Raw genomic sequence first — 19,111 nt, 5'->3', positions numbered from 1 at the left:
GGCGCGTTAGGCAACCCAGTATTGCGTTTAGGTCGAAGCGTTGGCACGAACAATTGCCGCAACCGTTGAGGTTTCAGAAATTTGGGCGGCTTCGCCAGATTGCCCACCAAATGTGTCGAGGAACGCGATAAAGCGCGTCAAATATTCAGTTGGGTCCCCGAATTGTTTTGCCAATTGCAATTGCACCTTTGATTGCGCCACCAAATCTTGTTTTTCGTTGGGATCAAATGTGCCGCCAAATGTGTTGGCCAGATGTTGTCGGAACCCTTCGCCATGGGTCAGCAACATCAGCAAGTCACCATTCATGTCATCGCCCGCTTTGATCATCCGATCGACCATTTCATCCACTTCGCGCGGCGAAATGTTGGTCATGTCATATTCGGATTTGATCAGGGCAACGGCCGCCGGACCTGTGGGATCAGGCTCGGGCGGAACCGCGGTTTGATCCGTTTGAAATGTTGGGGCTGGGGGGATGTCGCGGGCCGGGTGGGCGCGCATCAATGGGTGCGCGGCGGCACCATGGGTTTGTGTGATATACATTCTGTATCCTTTGGTTCGTGGCCAAACGTTAGCCACGCCAAAGTGAATGCGTGTTTAACAGGGCAGGCCAATCGGACTGCCCTGAAACAACGATTTAGGGACAATTTAATCGAGGAACGCTTTTTCGACCACGTAATGTTTGGGGTCAGAATTGGCGCCTTCTTGCAGCCCATATTCCTCAAACATGTCCTTTAGCTCTAGGTTAAAGGCCAGATTTCCACAGATCATCGCCCGGTCCGTTTCAGCGTTCAAAGGCGGAACACCAAGGTCCTCAAACGCTTCGCCTGATCGCATCAGATCCGTGATCCGACCCATTTTAGGGCTCTCTTCGCGTGTGGTGGTGGGGTAATATTTGATCTTTTTCCAGAACCCGTCGCCAATCACTTCGTTCAGCAATTCGTCAGATTTCAGACCTTCGATCAGATCGGCACCATAGGTCAATTCACCCGCTTCGCGACAGGTATGGGTGATGATGATTTCGTCGTAATCTTCGTAGGTTTGTGGTTCGCGCAGCAGCGATGCAAAAGGCGCAAATCCAGTCCCCGTCGCAAAGAACCAAATCCGTTTTCCCGGCAACAACGCATCATGCACCAATGTGCCAACGGGTTTGGGGCGCAGGATCACGTCGTCGCCCACTTTGATATGCTGCAACTTCGATGTCAGGGGACCATCTGGAACCTTGATTGAATAAAATTCCAGCTCTTCGTCCCAGCTGGGCGATGCAATAGAATAGGCGCGCAGCAGAGGTTTTTGTTTGCCGGTTTCAGGATGAGGATCCCCCATCAGGCCGATCATCACAAATTCACCGGACCGGAACCGCATAGAGGCCGGGCGGGTCATTTTAAACGAAAACAGGCGGTCGGTGTAATGCTTGACCTCGGTGACGGTCTGCGCATCGGGCATGGCGGGTTTGGCTTTCACAGCCTGTGCGGTGTTTGCTTCGGTCACGGGTTTTAACTCGGTCATAATATATGTGATGTGCGGCATGTATCACACCGCACCCTTTCGTCGTCTTTGATCTGTATCAGGCTTGGATCAGGCGCGCATGCGATTCTGATAATCGTGGGCCTGCCAATTTGCGCGGGCCAGCCATTGGGCTTCGGGTTGACGATCGGCGAGGGCGCCGTCGACTTCGACTTCGTCGAAACCGGACCGACGCGCCATGGCGTATTGATCCGCAATGACATGACCGCGGGCGCGCAGACGCCCGGTGAACCCCATCCGCCGCAAACGCGCCGCCAGCGTAAAGCCGCGCCCATCTGCAAAGCTGGGGAAATCAATCCGGATCAGTGCGATGTCGCCAACGCGTTCTGCCAACAGGGAAATATCCCCATCCGAAGGCACATCCACAGCCCAATCCACCGCCCCATCATTGGCCGGCAGCGCATTCAGTTCGTAAAACTGACCGGTCCAGTCCTCAGGCACAAAACCGGTATCGTTAATCAGCTGAGTATTGTTCAAAAGCATGTTCATGTCCTCACGCAGCCGAGCCGCGAACCATTTTGCCATTCAAAAAATGAATGCCGCATTCTGTTTTGTCCTGATCGCGCCAGCGACCGGCGCGTTCGTCTTCGCCTTGCATCACTTTGCTGGTGCATGGCTTACATCCGATGGATGGATAACCTTGGGCCACCAAGGGATGGCGGGGCAGACGGTTTTCGGTGATGTAATCCTGCAAATCGTCCCGTGACCAATGGGCCAATGGGTTGATTTTGATGCGTTTATCCATCTCGTTCTCGAAAAACTCGATTTCCACACGTTTGCCGCCCTGATACCGTTTGCGCCCCGTGATCCAGGCATCAAACGGCTCCAGCGCCTTTTCCAGCGGGCGGGTTTTGCGCAGATCACAGCAAGCATCGGAATCGTGCAGGTGCAACAGGCCTTCGTTGTCATGGATCAGGATATCCTGACGACTGGCTTTGACCGTGCGGATGTCACTTAGGTGCAGTTTCTCTGCCAGCTCAGACTGATAGTCCAAGGTTTCGGGAAACAGCATTTCTGTGTCGATAAACAGCACCGGCGTGGTGCGATCCATGATCGACACCATATGCAACAACACAACGGATTCCGCGCCAAAGGAACTGACCATAGCGGTTCGGCCCACTTCGGCGTCACTGAGCGCGCGTTCGATGACGGACGTGGCACTGTGATGTTTGTACCGGGTGTTCAGCGCAGCGATGCGCGTCTCAACCGGTGCTAAAGGAGCTTCAAGCGGCATTGGCTTTTTCCTCTGGATAAAGAGCCGTTTTGAACGGCGCCACCCCAAGGCGTTTATACGCCTCAAGGAAGGTTTCCTCTTCGTCAGTGCGCAATTCCAGATAGGCGGTGATCAGACGTTCGATGGCTGGAACGATCTGGTCATAGGCAAATCCGGGACCTGCGCGTTGGCCAATCACAGCGGTTTCGGTGCCGTCCCCGCCCAAGGTGATCTGATAGTTTTCCACCCCAGCGCGATCCAGACCCAAAATCCCGATATGGCCCACATGGTGGTGTCCACAGGCATTGATGCAGCCTGAAATTTTGATTTTCAGTGCGCCGATTTCGTGTTCCAGCTTCAGTTCGTCAAAGCGGGTGGCGATTTCCTGGGCCACGGGAATGGCGCGGGCAGTGGCCAGCGCGCAATAGTCCATTCCTGGGCAGGCGATGATATCGCTGATCAGGCCAATATTGGCCGTGTGCAGATCGGCATCGCGCAGCGCGGCATAGATCGCAGGCAGGTCAGATTTATGCACATGGGGCAGGATCACGTTCTGTTCGTGACTGATGCGCAGATCCCCGTGGCCATAGGTTTCGGCCAGATCGGCCAGAACCCGCATCTGATCCGCAGAAGCATCCCCCGGCGTCGCCCCATGACGTTTTAGGGAGACAGACACAATGGCATAGCCGGGGGCCTTATGATCTGACAGGTTGGTGTCAGACCAAGACCGGAAAGCTGGGTTCGCATCACGTTCCGCCAGATATCCCTCAACAGGGGCGGTGCGGAATGTCGGCGTGGTGAATTGGCTTTGGATATTGGCGAGCAAAGCCTGATCAACCCCGGTGAATTGCGGGCGGATCTGGGCAAACTCTTCTTCGACCAGCTCACGGATTTTATCGATCCCATGTTCGTGCACGGTGATCTTGATGCGGGCTTTGTATTTGTTGTCGCGACGACCAAGGATGTTCCAAACGGACACAACCGCCTCAACATAAGGCAACAGATCAGCCTGAGGCAGGAAATCACGGATGACTTTGCCCACCATCGGCGTGCGGCCCAACCCGCCGCCAACGACCACTTCGTAGCCGGGTTCACCGTTCTTTTCGACCATGCGCAGGCCGATATCGTGGGCCTTGGTTACGGCGCGATCATTAGGTGAACCAGTGATGGCTATTTTGAACTTGCGTGGCAGGAACTGAAATTGCGGGTGATCCATGGACCATTGACGCAGCAATTCAGCGACGGGGCGCGGATCGGCGATTTCGTCCGCAGCGGCACCGGCAAAATGGTCCGCGGTTACGTTGCGGATTGTGTTGCCTGATGTCTGAATGGCGTGCATGCCCACAGAGGCCAGCGCGTCCAGCATATCCGGCACATCTGCCAGTTTTGGCCAATTATATTGGATGTTCTGACGGGTGGTGAAATGGCCATAACCTTTGTCCCATTTTTCCGCCAGCGTCGCCAACATGCGCATCTGATCGGGCCGAACGGTTCCGTATGGAATAGCCACGCGCAGCATATAGGCGTGCAATTGCAGATATAGCCCGTTCATCAAACGGAGTGGGCGAAACTCATCCTCGGTCAGGGACCCGTCGATGCGGCGTTCTACCTGTGCGCGGAACTGAGAAACCCGTTCTTGAACAAAGTCTTGGTCGAAGTCGTTATAATGGTACATTTTACAGCTCCACCTGTTTGCCATGGGCGTAATTGGACGGTCCGGTTGTGCGGAAGTTTTCACGGAAATGAACGGGCTCGGGGCCGTTTTCACCGGCTTTGGCATCGGCCAGATAGGGGCCGACAACTACATGCGCCTGAGAGGCGGCGAACAGCATGCGCAGATCGCCATGGGCTTCGTCTTCGATCAATTCCGCCTCAGACATAACGCGGGTCCATTGATCATCGGCCGTCAGCCAGATGGCATCGCCTTCTAGCAGGGCGTTTGCGGTGATTACTTTGGGTGTAAAGGGACGGGCCATCAGGCGGTCTCCTCTTTCTTTGGTGTTAGGGTCAGGGACAAGGCGCGGGGCGCGATGCCATAGATTAAAATCGCGGGACCGGGGATTTCGGCCCCGGTGAAACATCGGTCCAATTCGGACAGGGTGGTGCCAATGACGCGTTGATCGGCGCGGGATGCGTTTTCGATGATCGAAACGGGTGTGGCATCAACGGCGCTATGCATCAGTAGGCGACCTTGCACAAATCGCGCGGCTTTCTTTGACATATAGAGCGCGGCAACCTGACCGGGCTGGGCCAGTTGACGCCAATCGTGATCCGCAAAACCCTGAGTGTCGTGGCCGGTCAGCAGACGCAGGCCAGAATTGCGACCACGCCGGGTCAGGCTTTGACCCATGCCAGCGGCCGCCGCAGAGGCCGCCGTGATGCCGGGAATGATGGCATAGCTGATATCGGTGCCGCGCAGCGCGTCCAGCTCTTCGTCCAGACGACCAAACACAACGGGATCGCCGCCCTTTAGGCGCACAACGTGGTGGCCGTTTTGGGCATGTTCAACGATCAGATCATTGATGTCCGCCTGCGCCGTGGATGTGGCAAACCCCTGTTTCCCCACATCAACAAACACTGCTTCGCGGCGGGCCAGTTCCAGAATTTCTGGGGCCACCAACCGGTCATGGATAATCACATCGGCATGATCCAACGCTTTGCGCGCCTTGAGTGTCAGCAATTCCGGATCACCGGGACCCGCGCCGACAAAATCCACGTGGCCGGTGATTTCAGTGCGGCGCAAATGCTGGCGCAGCAGATCATGCAGGGCCGGTGTGACCTCGGTTGGGCCTTTGGTCAGGGCGCGCGGGCCAGTCGTTGTATAGAAATCGGACCAAAACGCGCGGCGCGCCTTGCCAAAGGGCAGGGCGGTGGCCGCATCCCGAAAGGTTTTGCCGATCCGTGCCAGCAAACCAAGATTGCTGGGCAGGATTTCTTCGATCTGGGATTTGATCTGGCGGGCCAGAACCGGTGCAGCGCCTTCGGTGCCGATGGCAATGGTCACCGGATCACGATCAACGATGGCTGGTGTGATGAACCCACTGGCTTCTAGGTTATCGACCACATTGACCAGCGCCCCTTCGGATTTTGCAATGGCAGCCGTGCGGGCATCCTCGGTTGGATTTTCATCGGCGGCATAAAACAGCGCCGCGCCTGTTACGTCGCCTTTTTGTAACGCCCGCGCAGTCAATGTCAGGCGATCCTCATAAAAGAGGCGATACAGTTCCGCACTGGGCGTCTGCGCAAACACATGAATGTCTGCCTCAGTCTTGAGCAACAGGCGCAGCTTTGCCATCACCGCTTCGCCACCGCCCGATAGGACGATTTTTTGGCCGCGTGTGGACAGATATATGGGATAATGCTGCATGCTGCTCCTTTCGCTCCTCTCTATATAGAATATTTTCCCCCAATTTGCCTATTGCACGCGGCTGATAAGGACGTATGTTCTGGGTTAGGTGCCAATCGGGACATCTTTTTCGGAATGAAGGGAAACGCCGAATGTCTGTTCGCATAGATGATATGGATCGGAAAATCCTACGCAGCCTACAGCGGGATGCAGCGCAAAGTTTGGACGATATTGCCAAAGAAGTGGGGTCGTCTAAGACGCCTGTGTGGAATCGGATCCGCAAATTACGCGAGGCTGGCGTGATCGGGCATCAGACCGTGATGCTGGACGCCGAAGCGCTGGGATTTGAGGCGTGTTTCTTTGTTTTGATCCGCACGTCAGAACACGAAGCGGACTGGCAACAGAAATTCCTGAACGCGCTGCGTGAACGCCCCGAAGTGCAAGAGGCACATCGTTTGGCCGGGGATATCGATTACATTCTCAAAGTGCGCGTCGCCAATGCGCGTGCCTATGATGTGTTTTACCAAGCTCTGATTTCAGAGGTACGCGTGCACAACGTTACGGCGCTTTTGTCCATGGAAGAGATCAAATCGACGGTGGCTTTGCCGCTTTGATTATTTGGTGACCATCAATTTGGTTAAGCCCCTGAAATGATAGACATCTGCATATTTTGCAGGCTCAGACAATGTCAGGTTTGGACAGCGATCAAACAGGGCGGTTAACGCCAGTTTGACCTCTAAGCGGGCCAGGGGCGCGCCGACACAAAAATGCAGCCCGCCGCCAAAACTGGTATTGGTGGGGCCGGTGCGATTGGGGTCAAACACGTTGGGATTTGGATAGGTGTCAGGATCGCGATTGGCCGCAGCCAAGGCACAATGAACCTGATCGCCACGCTGAAAGGTGTGGCCAAATAATTCGACCGCTTCATAACACCAACGACCAAACAATTGCAGCGGTGGATCAAACCGAAACACTTCTTCGACGCTTTTGTCGGTGATGTCGGGTTTTCCGTTTTCAAGCAGCGCCTTAACGCCGTTTCCTAATGTGTGAACCGTGGCCTCATGACCTGCATTTAGCAGCAACACACATGTGGTGATCAACTCATCCGTGCTAAGCTTTTCACCATCTTCTTCGGCGGCAATCAATCGGGTGATCAGATCGTCGCCGGGATTGCCGCGGCGATCGTCAATATGGCCGCGCATAAAGTCTGAAAAGGCTTTGGTGGCGGCGACGGCGGCATCCTCAATTTCACGGGTGCGTCGGGCCTGATACATGGCGACCATATCGTTGGACCAAGCCAGCAATTGATCGCCGTGATGTTCGGGCACACCCAGCAGCCGACAAATGATCACAACGGGGATGATTTTTGCGAAATTTTCAATCAGATCAAAGGGTTCATCAGGGAACTTATCGATCAATTCATTGGATAATTCGGTGATGTCGGGGGCCAGACCCGCAATGCCACGGGTGGTAAAGGCGCGCAAAACCAACGACCGCAACCGGGTATGAGTTGGTGGCTCCAGCTCCAACATGGAATGGGATTCAAACGCGTAAAACGGCGCTAAGTGATCGGGAATCTGAGGCGCAAATTCGGGCGGGGCTTCGCGGCCGAAACGGCGATCTTTCAGGATCGTCGTCGCCGCCTGATAAGAAGTGGCGACAACCTGATCATATTCTGTCCAGAAAAATATGTCCCCAACGGCGCGCGCACGATCATAAAACGCATATGGGTTCTGGATAAAGTCGGGGTCGGTGGGGGATTGGGACAATGTTTTCATATCGATACATTCCAATGTCAGCACGCCAAGCGCAAGCGGGTTTCGACATGGCGCATCCATGCGATTAGACAGACCTATGGTCATTTTGGTTTTGGCTTTCTAAGTTGCGCATATGAGCTTTTTGCCGATGCGACTGATCTTTGTGCTGGCCTATCTATGTGTGGCAGCTGCCTTTTCGGGTGGGGTTTGGTGGTATGGCTACCGCGAAGCGTTTGATCAATTAGAACAACAGGGTCAGGCCGATTTGGCACTGGCATCCGACAGATTATCGGGCCAATTGCAACGTTTTCGGGAAATGGCGGTGTTTTTGGCGGATCATCCCACGTTGGATCAGGTGTTTGAAACACAGATCAGCACTGGTGATGCGTTAGATCTGTTGGTGGATGCGCGGGATCGATCCGGGGCGCTGGATGTGTTGGTGGTGGATGCCACGGGGCGTGAATTGGCCACAGCCCAGCAAACAGTCCCGCGATTGCATGCGGGCAGACCTTATTTTGAACGGTCGCTGGATGGGGCGATGGGGGTGTATCACCTCTATTCTGATCGCTGGGCCCGCCGCGCGTTTTTGTTTTCGGCCCCGGTGTTCTCCGGTGACGGACCGGTGATTGGCGCGGTGATTGTTGCCGTGGATGTGGACGAGTTGGAATTTGACTGGCGTGGCGGACGTCAGACGATTTTCTACACCGGTGATCTGGGCGTGGTGTTTGTATCCAATCGGACCGAGTTGCTGTATCGCAGCCGCGTTTGGCCCCCTCAAATTCGCGGTGAGGGGGGCGAATACCCGTCTGAATTGTTGCAGCCGTTTTTTGATTTCTCGGAAAATGACCTGGCCGGGCGGACCTATTGGAATGTGGATGGCGGGCGCTATTTACCGTCCAAAGCTTTGCATTTGCAGCTGGATTTACCTGTGATCGATATGGTGGGGGATGTTTTGGTCGATCTGGGGCCAGCGCGCCAACAGGCCAATCTGCAATCCGCTGTTGCCGCAGCGCTGTTTTTGGCCTTTGGCGCGATGTTGTTTTTGGCCACAGAACGACGCCGCGCTTTGGCAGAGGCAAACCTGCGACTAGAGGCGCGCGTGACACAGCGCACAAATGAGCTTCAAAAGGCGCAGGGCGATCTGGTTCAGGCCGGTAAGCTCAGTGCGCTTGGCCAGATGAGCGCCGGGATCAGCCATGAGCTGAACCAACCTTTGATGGCGATCCGGTCTTTTGCGGAAAATGCAGAAACGTTCCTGCAACGGGGTCAGGCCGACAAGGCGGAACAGAATTTAGGCCGCATATCGGGGCTGGCGCACCGCATGGATCGGATCATCAAAAACCTGCGCGCCTTTGCACGACAGGAAAATGAACCGATTTCGGATGTGGACATCATCGGTGTGATCGCGGTGTCGTTGGAAATTTCCGATGCCAAGGCGCGACAGGCCGGGGTGACGCTGAATTGGGATGCGCCGGATACATCCGTGATGGTGCGCGGCGGAGAAGTGCGCCTACAACAGGTTGTGGTCAATCTGTTGGGCAATGCCATGGATGCGATGGTCGACAGTCCGTTGAAACAAATCGACATTTCTGTGAACAGCGTCAACGGCCGCGTGGTGATCCTTGTGCGCGATACAGGCCCCGGCATCGCCGAACCAGAAAAGATTTTTGACCCCTTTTACAGCACCAAAGAAGTGGGCGTATCAGAAGGCATGGGGCTGGGCCTGTCGATTTCATATGGTTTGGTTCAAAGTTTTGGCGGGGTAATCCGCGGGCGCAATCATGATGCGGGCGGGGCCGAATTTTCGGTCGAATTGGACGCGGTAGAGGAACAGACATGACCAAACAGGTTCTGCTGGTAGATGATGATCGCGAAGTGCGCGAAGCTTTGGGACAAACGCTTGAATTGGCGGATTTAAATCCGGTTCTGGCGGGCAGTTATATCGAGGCAAAGGATCACATTACCGATCGGTTTGACGGGATCATTGTCACAGATATCCGTATGCCCGGGCGCGACGGATTTCACCTGTTGGAACAGGCGCGTCAGGTGGATCCGGACCTGCCCGTGATCCTGTTGACCGGAGAAGGCGACATTCCCATGGCGGTCAAAGCGATCAGTGCAGGCGCCCATGATTTCCTGGAAAAACCATGCGCGCCGGCGGATTTGGTCGCAGTGGTTCAAAAGGCATTATTGGTGCGCCACAACGTGCTAGAGGCCCGACAACACCGGTTGCAATTAGAAAGCGGCGATGCGGCTTCGCGCATGTTGTTTGGCACGTCAGATCTGTCCAAGGAATTGCGCCAGCGGGTGCGATCTGTAGCGCAAGCCTCGGCTGAGGTTTTGGTCATCGGCGAGGCCGGAAGTGGCACGCCCAAAGTCGCCGAAGTGATCCATTTATTGTCACCCGCGGCCCGGCACCCATTTGTCAAACGGGCCGGGGCGGCGCTAACACCAGAAACATTGCAAGACGCGCTAAACGCAACCGGGGCAGGGTCGTTTTATATCGACGAAGTCGCCACCATGCCGTTGTCGGTGCAATATGCGCTGCTGGAACAGCTGGAATCCGGCGGTGCGGTACGAATATTGGCCGGATCTACGCGGGATCTGGAAACTGAAGTGACCGAGGGGCGTTTTGTGGCAGATCTGTTTTATCGTCTGGATCTGATGCGGGTGCGTATTCCGGCTTTGCGCGAACGCCCCGATGATATTCCGGTGCTGTTTCGCCATTATGTGGCCCTCGCGTGTGAACAGGCCAATCTGCCAAATCCGCAAATTTCTGCTGACTTTCTGGCAAGCCTGATGGGGCAGGACTGGCCCGGAAATGCGCGGGCCTTGATGAATGCGGCGATGCGGTTTGCCATGGGGGTTGGGGATGCCCCGATGTCTGAGGCAGAAGGATTGGCCGATCAAATGGCGCGTGTGGAAAAGACATTGCTTGAGGATGCGTTGCGCCGATCACAGGGGCGCGCCACCGAAGCTGCCAATACGTTAAAGCTGCCGCGCAAGACGTTTTACGACAAATTAACGCGCCATGGGATCAAGGCGGATGATTATCGCGATCCTAGTTAAGGGCGTCCCACGCACGGGGCGAATCCAGAACTGTGCGGAAATCCGCACAAACTGGATCACGGCTGTGTGATTATCCGCCCAGCATTGCATTTGTCCAAACAATGTAATGGGTGCGGCGTGCATTAACACGTTGAAACAAAGCCGTTTTCACATTCTGCCAGATATTTGGACAAACACGCTTGTTTCAACAGCATTGCTGGCCTTGTTTAGATGCAGCACCCGGGAGGGGTGTGAACATTTTATGGGAGGTTCCTTATGAAAAAGTTTCTCGCTGCAACCGCTGCTGTTGCATTGACCACCGCCGCTGCCCCTGCATTCGCAGCCTGTGACGACGGTGAAATCGTTGTTAAATTCAGCCACGTCACCAACACTGATCGTCACCCCAAAGGGATCGCAGCCAGCCTGTTGATGGAGCGCGTCAACGAAGAGATGGACGGCGTGATGTGCATCGAGGTGTTCCCGAACTCGACGCTTTATAACGATAACCAAGTGCTGGAAGCGATGCTGAACGGCGACGTTCAACTGGCCGCGCCTTCGTTGTCAAAGTTCGAAGCCTTTACCAAGCAATTCCGCATTTTCGATCTGCCGTTTATGTTCGAAAGCGTTGACGCCGTGGATGCGTTCCAAGGGTCCGATGCCGGTCAGGCGATGCTGGATTCCATGCAACGTCGCGGGCTACAGGGTCTGGCATTCTGGCACAATGGCATGAAACAGATGTCTGCAAATGTCGCATTGGAAGGTCCCGGTGATGCGGATGGTCTGAAATTCCGCGTTCAGACATCCGACGTTTTGGTCGCCCAAATGGAAGCGTTGAACGCATCCCCACAGCCAATGGCGTTTTCCGAAGTTTACGGCGCGCTGCAGACCGGCGTTGTGGATGGCCAAGAAAACACATGGTCCAACATCTATGGTCAGAAGTTTTTCGAAGTTCAGGATGGCGTGACCGAAACCAATCACGGTATTCTGGACTATCTGGTTGTGACCTCCACAGACTGGTTGGACAGCCTTGAGCCAGAAGTGCGCGATCAATTCCTGACCATCATGTCCGAAGTGACCGAAGTGCGCAACGCCGAAGCCTTTGCTGTGAATGAAGCGGCCCGTCAGTCGATCATCGATGCGGGCGGTGTTGTGCGGGAATTGACCCCAGAACAACGTGCTGAATGGGTGGATGCGATGAAACCGGTTTGGGACCAGTTTGTAGGCGATGTTGGCCAAGAAAACATCGACGCAGCCCAAGCGATCAACGATTCACTTTAATCGCTGAAGGGTGAACAAAACCGGTCCGATATTTCGGGCCGGTTTCCTCAGAACATTTAGAGGAGGGCGCGCCATGAGTGCCGCTAAGGCCCGCGGGCCACAGGGTAAATTTGCCCGTCTGATTTCAAACATCGAAGAAACGTTTATCGCGCTGCTGCTGGGCCTGATGGTGCTGGTGACCTTTGTGAACGTTGTGTTGCGCTATACCAATGGCACGTGGATCAACACCACGTTGGAAACCCTGTTGGGCGTTGATTTTCCGCCGTCGCTTTTGTGGGGGTTGGAAACGGTTTTGGTGCTGTTTGCGTGGCTGGTACTGTTTGGCATTTCTTATGGGTTCAAGGTGACGGCGCATCTGGGCGTGGACGCGATCCTGAATATTGTTGCCGCCCCTGTGCGCAAAACCTTGGTGCTGATTTCGGCGCTTTGTTGCATTGCCTATGGCGGTCTGATGATGAAAGGCGCGTGGGATTATTGGGCGCCCTTTGCGGGCTATAAAAAAACCGAAGGCCGCATCATTCCGACCGGCTTTGACGACCGCACCCGTGATCAGGCGTGGTATGAAACCGAACAAATCCCGATCCCGTTTGGGCAGGAATTCCTCGAAAATCGTTATAATCTGGGCGAAGAATACGAAAAAATGCCGCGCTTTATCCCCTATGCGATTTTGCCCTTTGGCATTGCGCTGATGCTGTTTCGCATTCTTCAGGCCACCGTCGCCATCCTGCGTGGACGCGCCGACAGTCTGATTGTTTCCCACGAAGCCGAAGACGCGGTCGAAGAAGTGTCCGCGCTCAATAAGGAGAACTAAGTCATGGAAGTTGTTCTTCTTTTTAGTATGATCGTCGGCCTGTTGCTGATCGGTGTGCCCATCGCAATCTCGCTGGGGCTCAGCTCTGTTATCTTTCTGCTGACCTATTCGGACACGTCGCTCGCGTCGGTTGCGCAGTCGCTGTATCAGGCGATGGCGGGGCATTACACGCTGCTGGCGATCCCGTTTTTTGTGCTGGCATCCACGTTTATGTCGACCGGTGGTGTGGCCAAACGGATCATCCGATTTGCCATTGCCTGTGTGGGGCATTTGCAGGGTGGTTTGGCCATTGCGGGCGTGTTGGCCTGTATGATGTTTGCGGCGCTGTCCGGGTCATCCCCGGCGACCGTTGTGGCCATTGGGTCGATCGTGATCGCGGCCATGCGTCAGGTTGGGTATACCAAAGATTTCGCCGCCGGTGTGATCTGTAACGCAGGCACATTGGGCATCCTGATCCCGCCATCGATTGTGATGGTGGTCTATTCCACCGCCACAGATGTGTCCGTGGGCCGGATGTTTCTAGCCGGGGTCATTCCGGGTATTTTGGCGGGTCTGATGTTGATGGTAACCATTTACATCATGGCGCGGATCAAAAACATGCCCAAAGGCGAATGGTTGGGCTGGGGTGAAATCTTTTCATCCTTGCGCGATGCGGCTTGGGGGCTGTTGCTTATCGTGATCATCATGGGCGGCATTTACGGCCATCCCTGGATCGGCACCCACGAAGTCAAAGACGCAGCCGGCGCTGCCATGGACAATTTTGGGATTTATTGGCGCCCTGGTGCGTTTACCCCAACAGAAGCCGCCGCTGTGGCCTCGGTCTATGCGTTCTTTGTCGCCAGTTTCATCTACAAAGACATGGGCCCGCTGAAAGCCACCACCGAAGACGGGCCAACCCGACGGTTCCTGTCGGCCCCTTGGACGGCCCTGACCGTGCTGGTGCACAAAGACACCAAACATGCGCTGTTTGAGGGCGGGAAACTGACGGTGACGTTGATGTTTATCATCGCCAACGCCTTGATCCTGAAACATGTTCTGACCGAAGAGCAAATCCCGCAACAGGTCGCCGGTGCGCTGCTAGAAGCTGGGTTCGGCATGATCGTGTTCCTGATTATTGTGAACGTGATCCTGTTGATCGGTGGTCAGTTTATGGAACCATCGGGGCTGATCGTGATCGTGGCTCCATTGGTGTTTCCAATCGCGTTGGAGCTGGGCGTAGACCCGATCCATCTGGGCATCATCATGGTGGTGAACATGGAAATTGGCATGATCACACCGCCAGTTGGGCTGAACTTGTTTGTCACGTCAGGCGTGGCGGGCATGCCGATGATGGCCGTGGTGCGCGCCGCATTGCCATTCCTGTTGGTGCTGTTCGTGTTCCTGATCATGATCACCTACATCCCGTGGCTGTCGACCTATTTGCCGCATTCGATCATGGGACCAGAAGTGATCACCAATTGATCCAAACGGTCTAACTGAAAACAAAAAGGGCGCCCGGTTATCCGCGGCGCCCTTTTTATTGGTGGGTATGATTGGTTAAACGCTGGCTTCTAGCGCCGTTACAATCGGGGAAAAATCATCGGCCTTCAGGCTCGCCCCACCAACCAAGGCCCCATCCACATTGGACACGGCAAAAATCTCGGCGGCGTTGCTGGCTTTGACCGACCCGCCATAAAGCAGGCGAATGTCATTGGCGGTGGTTTCCCCAAACCGCGCAGTCAGTTCAGCCCGTAGAAAATCATGCACTTCGGCGATTTGGTCCAATGTTGGCACCAAACCCGTGCCGATGGCCCAAACCGGTTCATAGGCGATCACGGTGTTTTCGCCATTGGCCCCTTCTGGGGTCGAGGCGGCCAATTGTTCGCCAACCACAGCCAATGTGTCGCCGTCTTCGCGTTCTTTCAGGGTTTCGCCCAGACAGATCACCGCCAACAGGTCTTGTTTCCAGACAGCGTTCACCTTGTTTTCGACCAATTCCGACGTTTCGCCATGATCTGTGCGACGTTCGGAATGACCCAGAATGACGGCTGTGGCACCTGCCTCTTTGACCATGGCGGCGGACACGTCCCCGGTATGGGCACCTGATGTATTGGCGTGGCAATCCTGCGCGCCAACCATGACCTGATCACCATCACGGGCACTGGCCATTGGCCATATCAGCGGCGTTGGCGGGCAGAGCAGAATATCAACTTTTGGCGCGGTATGGCTGCGGCTCAGGGCTTGGACTTCGCCCAGCGAGGCCAGCGTTCCGTTCATTTTCCAATTCCCGGCGGCAAGTTTGCGGCGCATATGAGTATCTCCTGTTAGCGTTCACTGCTTGGTAGCAAGCGACGCGCACTGGGGGAAGGGGGATCAGAGCAGAGGCGCACCATTTGGGGCAGTATTCTGCTGATCCTCTTGGTCGGCATTCAGTTCATCGATGTCTTTGAACTTGATCGATTCCCCACAGCCGCAGGCATCCGTCACATTGGGGTTGCGAAATTTGAACCCACTTTCCAGCAGGGACACCTGATAATCGATTTCCGTCCCAAACAGAAACATCTGCGCCATAGGGGCGATCATCACCCGCGCGCCATCCTGTTCGACAACTTCGTCCAGCGGATCCACGTCGTTCGCATAATCCATCGTGTATTCCATTCCCGCACAGCCACCTTTTTTGACGCCAATGCGCAGACCTTTATGGCCATCACGTTCCATCAGCTTGGCGATTTGGCCAGCGGCTTTGGGGGTCATGGTAACGGCCTGTTTGCCGGGAATTGAAAACATGAATTTCTCCTTCAGGCTTTCTATTTAGGATGTCGGTTGCATGATCTCAAGCGGGGGCAGGGCATTGCGCAGCGCAATCACCCCCAAAGAAATCAAAATCGCCCATCCAAACGATGCCAATGTGCCGATGATAACATATTCGGCGGCTTTTTGTTCTTTTGATGCGGTTTCAAAGCGCATGACGGATTTCGCCGCGATTAAAAAACCGATTCCGGCGGGCTGACCGGCCATCAACATCAGATAAATCAGGCCGCGTTCCAGCAATCCAATCAGCGCGCCGCCGTTTTCCAGCCCTTCTTTTAGGGCGTTGTCACTAAACGGGGTCATCAATTTGCCAATCGCAAAGCCGCCCGCGCGTGTGGTGTAAATTACGCCCGCAATCAGGATCATCGCATGCAGGACCCAGTTGGGAACCCCATGTGTCAGGGTCATCCAGATCCCATCAGACCAGAGGTCTGGCACCGCCAAAGCCACCGCAAAGAGGGTGATCAGATGTGCGCATTGATCCAGTAAGTAGGCGTTGATATCGTCGCGTAAAACATAGGTTTTAAAGACATCAATCGCCAAATGTGCCGCGCCCAGCGCATAGATTTGCCACGCTGTGGCATTGCCCGTGATGGCAATCGCAGTGGCCAAAACGATGCCCCCATGCAGCGCTAACACCCATGGTTTGGCTTTGTTTTGCACCATCCATCCGGTTTGAACGACGTAATCGGCCACAACATGGGCGGCAAAAAGGGCAATCAGGGTTTCAATCACGGGCGCAGCCTTGTTTAGAAAGTGAAATCACTTGCTTTGGCGATAAGAAAGTCATTTAGCTTGCGTTTCAATGGCGTTTAATGCGGATTGAATAGCGGCAAAGCCAGCCGCATCCAAGGCTTGTCCAACCGCCTGACGAGAAACCCCAAAATCGGCGGCAACTTGTTTTTGGGTCGGTTTAGAGGTGGCGGTCAAAAATGGCAGGATGGTGCGGGCCTGTTTTTGGGTCCATTGTTGGCTGATATGGTCGGCCAAAACGGTGGCCGCATGGGCGTATTCACCTGAAGAATGCGCCATAAGTATCTGAGAATTCATAGAATCTAGTAATCGACCAGAGGCCACAAATGTTGCGGTGTTACTGGTTTGAATGTCTTGGCCTGGCATCATGGTTTCATCACCAATGGCAATGGCGAACCGGCTGTCCAGCGCGTCGGATTGAGATTTCAGAAACGCGCGAAACGTCAGGGCGATGCGCAATGCGTGGTCCGGTTTTGGTCCGGCAAATTGCCAGCCATCCCCACGCAACGAATAAAAGGATCCGACTTGTTGGTGCGCCGCAGTTTTCAACGCCAATAGCGCCGCATCATATTGCGATGTCGAAAGCTGCGTGGACCCCACCAGATCCCCTGTGATGACGGCAAGCGACATTCTGTCCTCCTGTATGAAGGCAAGTTATATCGCTTTCTTTTTGAAAAGGCAAGTCTTTTGGCTTGCCCCTATCTTTACATGAAACCAAGTTCCAAGCGGGCCTCGTCAGACATCATGTCCATGCCCCATTGTGGTTCCCATGTCAGGTCCACATCCACGGTTTTCACACCGGGCACGGGCAGGATCGCATCCGCTAGCCAACCGGGCATTTCACCGGCCACAGGGCAGCCGGGCGCGGTCAGGGTCATGATGACGTTGACCTCGCTTTCGGCGTTGATATCAATGGTATAAACCAGACCAAGATCGTAAATATTGACCGGGATTTCCGGGTCATACACAGACCGGCACGCTTCGACGATGGTGTCGTAAAGCGGGTGATCGGTGCTGGATGGCGCAATCATTGGCGTGCCTTCCATTGGGGTTTCAGGCTGTTGGCTCTGATCGGTCATGACGTCCTCGGGGCTATTCCTGAGCAATCATATAGGAAAAGCCCCCCAAAAGGTAAAGATGCGGAACGCAAAGACATGGCAACCGGTCGTATTGGCCGCATGGGGTGGCTTTTCAAGGGGGACCAATCGGGCTAAACGGGGCGCCTACTGACAGGTGAGATATGACCAAGACGATTTCCTTTGATTTGCACGCCACTGACGGCAAAGCCCGCACCGGTGTGATCAACACCCCTCGCGGTGATATCCGCACACCGGCCTTTATGCCCGTGGGCACGGCGGCAACCGTTAAGGCAATGATGCCCGAAAGTGTGCGCGCCACAGGGGCGGATGTTTTGCTGGGCAATACCTATCACCTGATGTTGCGCCCCACGGCGGAACGGGTTGCCGCCCTTGGGGGGCTACACAAATTCATGAACTGGGATCGCCCTATTCTGACGGATAGTGGCGGGTTTCAGGTTATGTCCCTGTCTGATCTGCGAAAACTGACCGAAGAAGGCGTCACGTTCCGATCCCACATTGATGGGTCCAAACATATGTTGACCCCAGAGCGATCCATGGAAATCCAGAAATTGCTGGGGTCTGACATTGTGATGTGTTTTGACGAATGCCCTGCATTGCCTGCCACGGACGAAAAAGTGGCCGAAAGCATGCGCATGTCGATGCGATGGGCGCGTCGATCCAAAGATGCCTTTGGCGACCGGCCGGGCCATGCGTTGTTTGGCATTCAGCAGGGGGGCGTGACCGAACATTTGCGCGGTGAAAGCGCGCAAGCTTTGGTGGATATCGGGTTTGATGGATATGCTGTGGGCGGTTTGGCGGTCGGCGAAGGCCAAGAGGCGATGTTTGGCGTGTTGGAATATGCGCCTGACATGTTGCCCAAGGATAAACCGCGCTATCTGATGGGGGTTGGCAAACCCGATGACATCGTGGGCGCTGTGAAACGCGGCATCGACATGATGGATTGTGTTTTGCCGTCACGGTCGGGGCGCACGGGGCAGGTCTGGAACCGGTTGGGGCAGTTGAATATCAAAAACGCGCGTCACCAAAACGATCCGCGCCCCATTGATGAACATTGCACATGCCCAACCTGCCGCAACTATAGCCGCGCCTATCTGCACCATGTGTTCCGGTCTCAGGAAATGATCAGTTCCATGCTGCTGACGTGGCATAATTTGCACTATTATCAGGAAATTATGCAGGGCATGCGCGATGCCATTGCCGCCGGGACATTTGCCGCTTGGGAATCTGATTTTCATGCCACCCGTGCCCAAGGGGATATTGACCCGCTTTAACCTTATTGGGTTTGGCAAAAAATTTGACACCTGCTTTACCAATTTAGGATTTCAAACCTTGTTGTTTTGGATTGGGGCAGGCACAGTATCAGCCAAACAAACAAGCGTCAGAAACAAAAACGCGCCATTGCCGATGATCCCGGCCCATTGAAACCCGGGATCACTAGCCCCAAATATGGCGTCTAGACAGGAAGCGGCCAATGGGTTGCCACACGTGGGA

The 19,111-nt window shown here is 54.9% G+C and carries 20 protein-coding genes; 7 read left to right on the top strand and 13 right to left on the bottom strand.

Features of this window, described 5'->3' with window-relative positions:
* Nucleotides 1-27: 27 nt before the first annotated feature.
* From AB1F12_RS09650 to cysG, 7 genes are all read right to left on the bottom strand, one after another.
* Nucleotides 28-540 (bottom strand): hypothetical protein, encoded by a 513-nt coding sequence (locus tag AB1F12_RS09650; RefSeq protein ID WP_368183830.1) that lies wholly within the window; start codon nt 538-540, stop codon nt 28-30.
* A 105-nt stretch (nt 541-645) separates the two neighbouring features.
* Nucleotides 646-1,506, bottom strand: coding sequence for a ferredoxin--NADP reductase (locus AB1F12_RS09645; RefSeq protein WP_368188336.1), 861 nt, complete (start codon nt 1,504-1,506; stop codon nt 646-648).
* Nucleotides 1,507-1,575: 69 nt separating this feature from the next.
* Nucleotides 1,576-2,007, bottom strand: coding sequence for a DUF934 domain-containing protein (locus AB1F12_RS09640; RefSeq protein WP_368183827.1), 432 nt, complete (start codon nt 2,005-2,007; stop codon nt 1,576-1,578).
* Nucleotides 2,008-2,017: 10 nt separating this feature from the next.
* A complete protein-coding gene (locus AB1F12_RS09635) occupies nt 2,018-2,758 on the bottom strand; it encodes a phosphoadenylyl-sulfate reductase (RefSeq protein ID WP_368183826.1) in 741 nt (246 codons plus the stop codon).
* Entirely contained in the window at nt 2,748-4,412 is a 1,665-nt protein-coding gene (locus AB1F12_RS09630; RefSeq protein WP_368183824.1) for a nitrite/sulfite reductase, read from the bottom strand. Before AB1F12_RS09630 ends, AB1F12_RS09635 begins: the two co-directional genes overlap by 11 nt.
* 1 nt (nt 4,413) lies before the next feature.
* Entirely contained in the window at nt 4,414-4,713 is a 300-nt protein-coding gene (locus tag AB1F12_RS09625; protein ID WP_368183822.1) for a DUF2849 domain-containing protein, read from the bottom strand.
* Nucleotides 4,713-6,104 (bottom strand): siroheme synthase CysG, encoded by a 1,392-nt coding sequence (gene cysG / locus AB1F12_RS09620; protein WP_368183820.1) that lies wholly within the window; start codon nt 6,102-6,104, stop codon nt 4,713-4,715. Before cysG ends, AB1F12_RS09625 begins: the two co-directional genes overlap by 1 nt.
* A gap of 131 nt (nt 6,105-6,235) precedes the next feature.
* On the opposite strand from cysG, the gene AB1F12_RS09615 reads away from it, so the two are divergent.
* Entirely contained in the window at nt 6,236-6,697 is a 462-nt protein-coding gene (locus AB1F12_RS09615) for an Lrp/AsnC family transcriptional regulator (RefSeq protein WP_368183819.1), read from the top strand.
* Here AB1F12_RS09615 and AB1F12_RS09610 read toward each other — a convergent pair whose 3' ends face one another.
* Complete coding sequence (locus AB1F12_RS09610; protein WP_368188334.1) at nt 6,698-7,861, bottom strand: cytochrome P450; 1,164 nt, start codon at nt 7,859-7,861, stop codon at nt 6,698-6,700.
* Nucleotides 7,862-7,973: 112 nt separating this feature from the next.
* Between AB1F12_RS09610 and AB1F12_RS09605 the strand changes: the two genes are divergently transcribed.
* The 5 genes from AB1F12_RS09605 to AB1F12_RS09585 all read left to right on the top strand — a co-directional run bounded on the left by AB1F12_RS09605 (nt 7,974) and on the right by AB1F12_RS09585 (nt 14,438).
* A complete protein-coding gene (locus AB1F12_RS09605; protein ID WP_368183817.1) occupies nt 7,974-9,680 on the top strand; it encodes an ATP-binding protein in 1,707 nt (568 codons plus the stop codon).
* Entirely contained in the window at nt 9,677-10,909 is a 1,233-nt protein-coding gene (locus AB1F12_RS09600; RefSeq protein WP_368183815.1) for a sigma-54-dependent transcriptional regulator, read from the top strand. Before AB1F12_RS09605 ends, AB1F12_RS09600 begins: the two co-directional genes overlap by 4 nt.
* A 255-nt stretch (nt 10,910-11,164) precedes the next feature.
* Nucleotides 11,165-12,166, top strand: a complete 1,002-nt coding sequence (locus AB1F12_RS09595; protein WP_368183813.1) for a DctP family TRAP transporter solute-binding subunit — start codon at nt 11,165-11,167, stop codon at nt 12,164-12,166.
* Nucleotides 12,167-12,239: 73 nt separating this feature from the next.
* Nucleotides 12,240-12,977 (top strand): TRAP transporter small permease, encoded by a 738-nt coding sequence (locus AB1F12_RS09590; RefSeq protein ID WP_368183811.1) that lies wholly within the window; start codon nt 12,240-12,242, stop codon nt 12,975-12,977.
* Between the two features lie 3 nt (nt 12,978-12,980).
* Nucleotides 12,981-14,438, top strand: coding sequence for a TRAP transporter large permease (locus AB1F12_RS09585; protein ID WP_368183809.1), 1,458 nt, complete (start codon nt 12,981-12,983; stop codon nt 14,436-14,438).
* Between the two features lie 75 nt (nt 14,439-14,513).
* Here AB1F12_RS09585 and tpiA read toward each other — a convergent pair whose 3' ends face one another.
* From tpiA to AB1F12_RS09560, 5 genes are all read right to left on the bottom strand, one after another.
* A complete protein-coding gene (tpiA, locus tag AB1F12_RS09580) occupies nt 14,514-15,266 on the bottom strand; it encodes a triose-phosphate isomerase (protein ID WP_368183808.1) in 753 nt (250 codons plus the stop codon).
* Nucleotides 15,267-15,329: 63 nt separating this feature from the next.
* Nucleotides 15,330-15,743 (bottom strand): HesB/IscA family protein, encoded by a 414-nt coding sequence (locus tag AB1F12_RS09575; RefSeq protein ID WP_368183806.1) that lies wholly within the window; start codon nt 15,741-15,743, stop codon nt 15,330-15,332.
* 24 nt (nt 15,744-15,767) lie between these two features.
* Nucleotides 15,768-16,502, bottom strand: a complete 735-nt coding sequence (locus tag AB1F12_RS09570) for a DUF3307 domain-containing protein (RefSeq protein ID WP_368183803.1) — start codon at nt 16,500-16,502, stop codon at nt 15,768-15,770.
* 51 nt (nt 16,503-16,553) lie between these two features.
* Nucleotides 16,554-17,150 (bottom strand): MarR family transcriptional regulator, encoded by a 597-nt coding sequence (locus tag AB1F12_RS09565; protein WP_368183802.1) that lies wholly within the window; start codon nt 17,148-17,150, stop codon nt 16,554-16,556.
* Between the two features lie 74 nt (nt 17,151-17,224).
* Nucleotides 17,225-17,599: an SUF system Fe-S cluster assembly protein gene (locus AB1F12_RS09560; protein WP_368183800.1), complete on the bottom strand. Its 375-nt coding sequence runs from the start codon at nt 17,597-17,599 to the stop codon at nt 17,225-17,227.
* A gap of 161 nt (nt 17,600-17,760) precedes the next feature.
* Between AB1F12_RS09560 and tgt the strand changes: the two genes are divergently transcribed.
* Nucleotides 17,761-18,891, top strand: coding sequence for a tRNA guanosine(34) transglycosylase Tgt (tgt, locus tag AB1F12_RS09555; RefSeq protein WP_368183798.1), 1,131 nt, complete (start codon nt 17,761-17,763; stop codon nt 18,889-18,891).
* The last annotated feature ends 220 nt before the right edge of the window (nt 18,892-19,111 follow it).

This window comes from Aestuariibius sp. HNIBRBA575 (genome assembly GCF_040932005.1).
Lineage (GTDB): Bacteria > Pseudomonadota > Alphaproteobacteria > Rhodobacterales > Rhodobacteraceae > CANLNM01.
Note: the sequence above shows the minus strand (reverse complement) of the source record. Positions and strands in the feature narration are given on the sequence as shown.

Excerpts from the sequence above, each read along its gene's own strand:
- AB1F12_RS09650 (WP_368183830.1), bottom strand. The coding sequence starts at position 540 with ATGTATATCACACAAACCCATGGTGCCGCCGCGCACCCATTGATGCGC.
- AB1F12_RS09645 (WP_368188336.1), bottom strand. The coding sequence starts at position 1,506 with ATGACCGAGTTAAAACCCGTGACCGAAGCAAACACCGCACAGGCTGTG.
- AB1F12_RS09640 (WP_368183827.1), bottom strand. The coding sequence starts at position 2,007 with ATGCTTTTGAACAATACTCAGCTGATTAACGATACCGGTTTTGTGCCT.
- AB1F12_RS09635 (WP_368183826.1), bottom strand. The coding sequence starts at position 2,758 with ATGCCGCTTGAAGCTCCTTTAGCACCGGTTGAGACGCGCATCGCTGCG.
- AB1F12_RS09630 (WP_368183824.1), bottom strand. The coding sequence starts at position 4,412 with ATGTACCATTATAACGACTTCGACCAAGACTTTGTTCAAGAACGGGTT.
- AB1F12_RS09625 (WP_368183822.1), bottom strand. The coding sequence starts at position 4,713 with ATGGCCCGTCCCTTTACACCCAAAGTAATCACCGCAAACGCCCTGCTA.
- cysG (WP_368183820.1), bottom strand. The coding sequence starts at position 6,104 with ATGCAGCATTATCCCATATATCTGTCCACACGCGGCCAAAAAATCGTC.
- AB1F12_RS09615 (WP_368183819.1), top strand. The coding sequence starts at position 6,236 with ATGTCTGTTCGCATAGATGATATGGATCGGAAAATCCTACGCAGCCTA.
- AB1F12_RS09610 (WP_368188334.1), bottom strand. The coding sequence starts at position 7,861 with ATGAAAACATTGTCCCAATCCCCCACCGACCCCGACTTTATCCAGAAC.
- AB1F12_RS09605 (WP_368183817.1), top strand. The coding sequence starts at position 7,974 with ATGAGCTTTTTGCCGATGCGACTGATCTTTGTGCTGGCCTATCTATGT.
- AB1F12_RS09600 (WP_368183815.1), top strand. The coding sequence starts at position 9,677 with ATGACCAAACAGGTTCTGCTGGTAGATGATGATCGCGAAGTGCGCGAA.
- AB1F12_RS09595 (WP_368183813.1), top strand. The coding sequence starts at position 11,165 with ATGAAAAAGTTTCTCGCTGCAACCGCTGCTGTTGCATTGACCACCGCC.
- AB1F12_RS09590 (WP_368183811.1), top strand. The coding sequence starts at position 12,240 with ATGAGTGCCGCTAAGGCCCGCGGGCCACAGGGTAAATTTGCCCGTCTG.
- AB1F12_RS09585 (WP_368183809.1), top strand. The coding sequence starts at position 12,981 with ATGGAAGTTGTTCTTCTTTTTAGTATGATCGTCGGCCTGTTGCTGATC.
- tpiA (WP_368183808.1), bottom strand. The coding sequence starts at position 15,266 with ATGCGCCGCAAACTTGCCGCCGGGAATTGGAAAATGAACGGAACGCTG.
- AB1F12_RS09575 (WP_368183806.1), bottom strand. The coding sequence starts at position 15,743 with ATGTTTTCAATTCCCGGCAAACAGGCCGTTACCATGACCCCCAAAGCC.
- AB1F12_RS09565 (WP_368183802.1), bottom strand. The coding sequence starts at position 17,150 with ATGTCGCTTGCCGTCATCACAGGGGATCTGGTGGGGTCCACGCAGCTT.
- AB1F12_RS09560 (WP_368183800.1), bottom strand. The coding sequence starts at position 17,599 with ATGACCGATCAGAGCCAACAGCCTGAAACCCCAATGGAAGGCACGCCA.
- tgt (WP_368183798.1), top strand. The coding sequence starts at position 17,761 with ATGACCAAGACGATTTCCTTTGATTTGCACGCCACTGACGGCAAAGCC.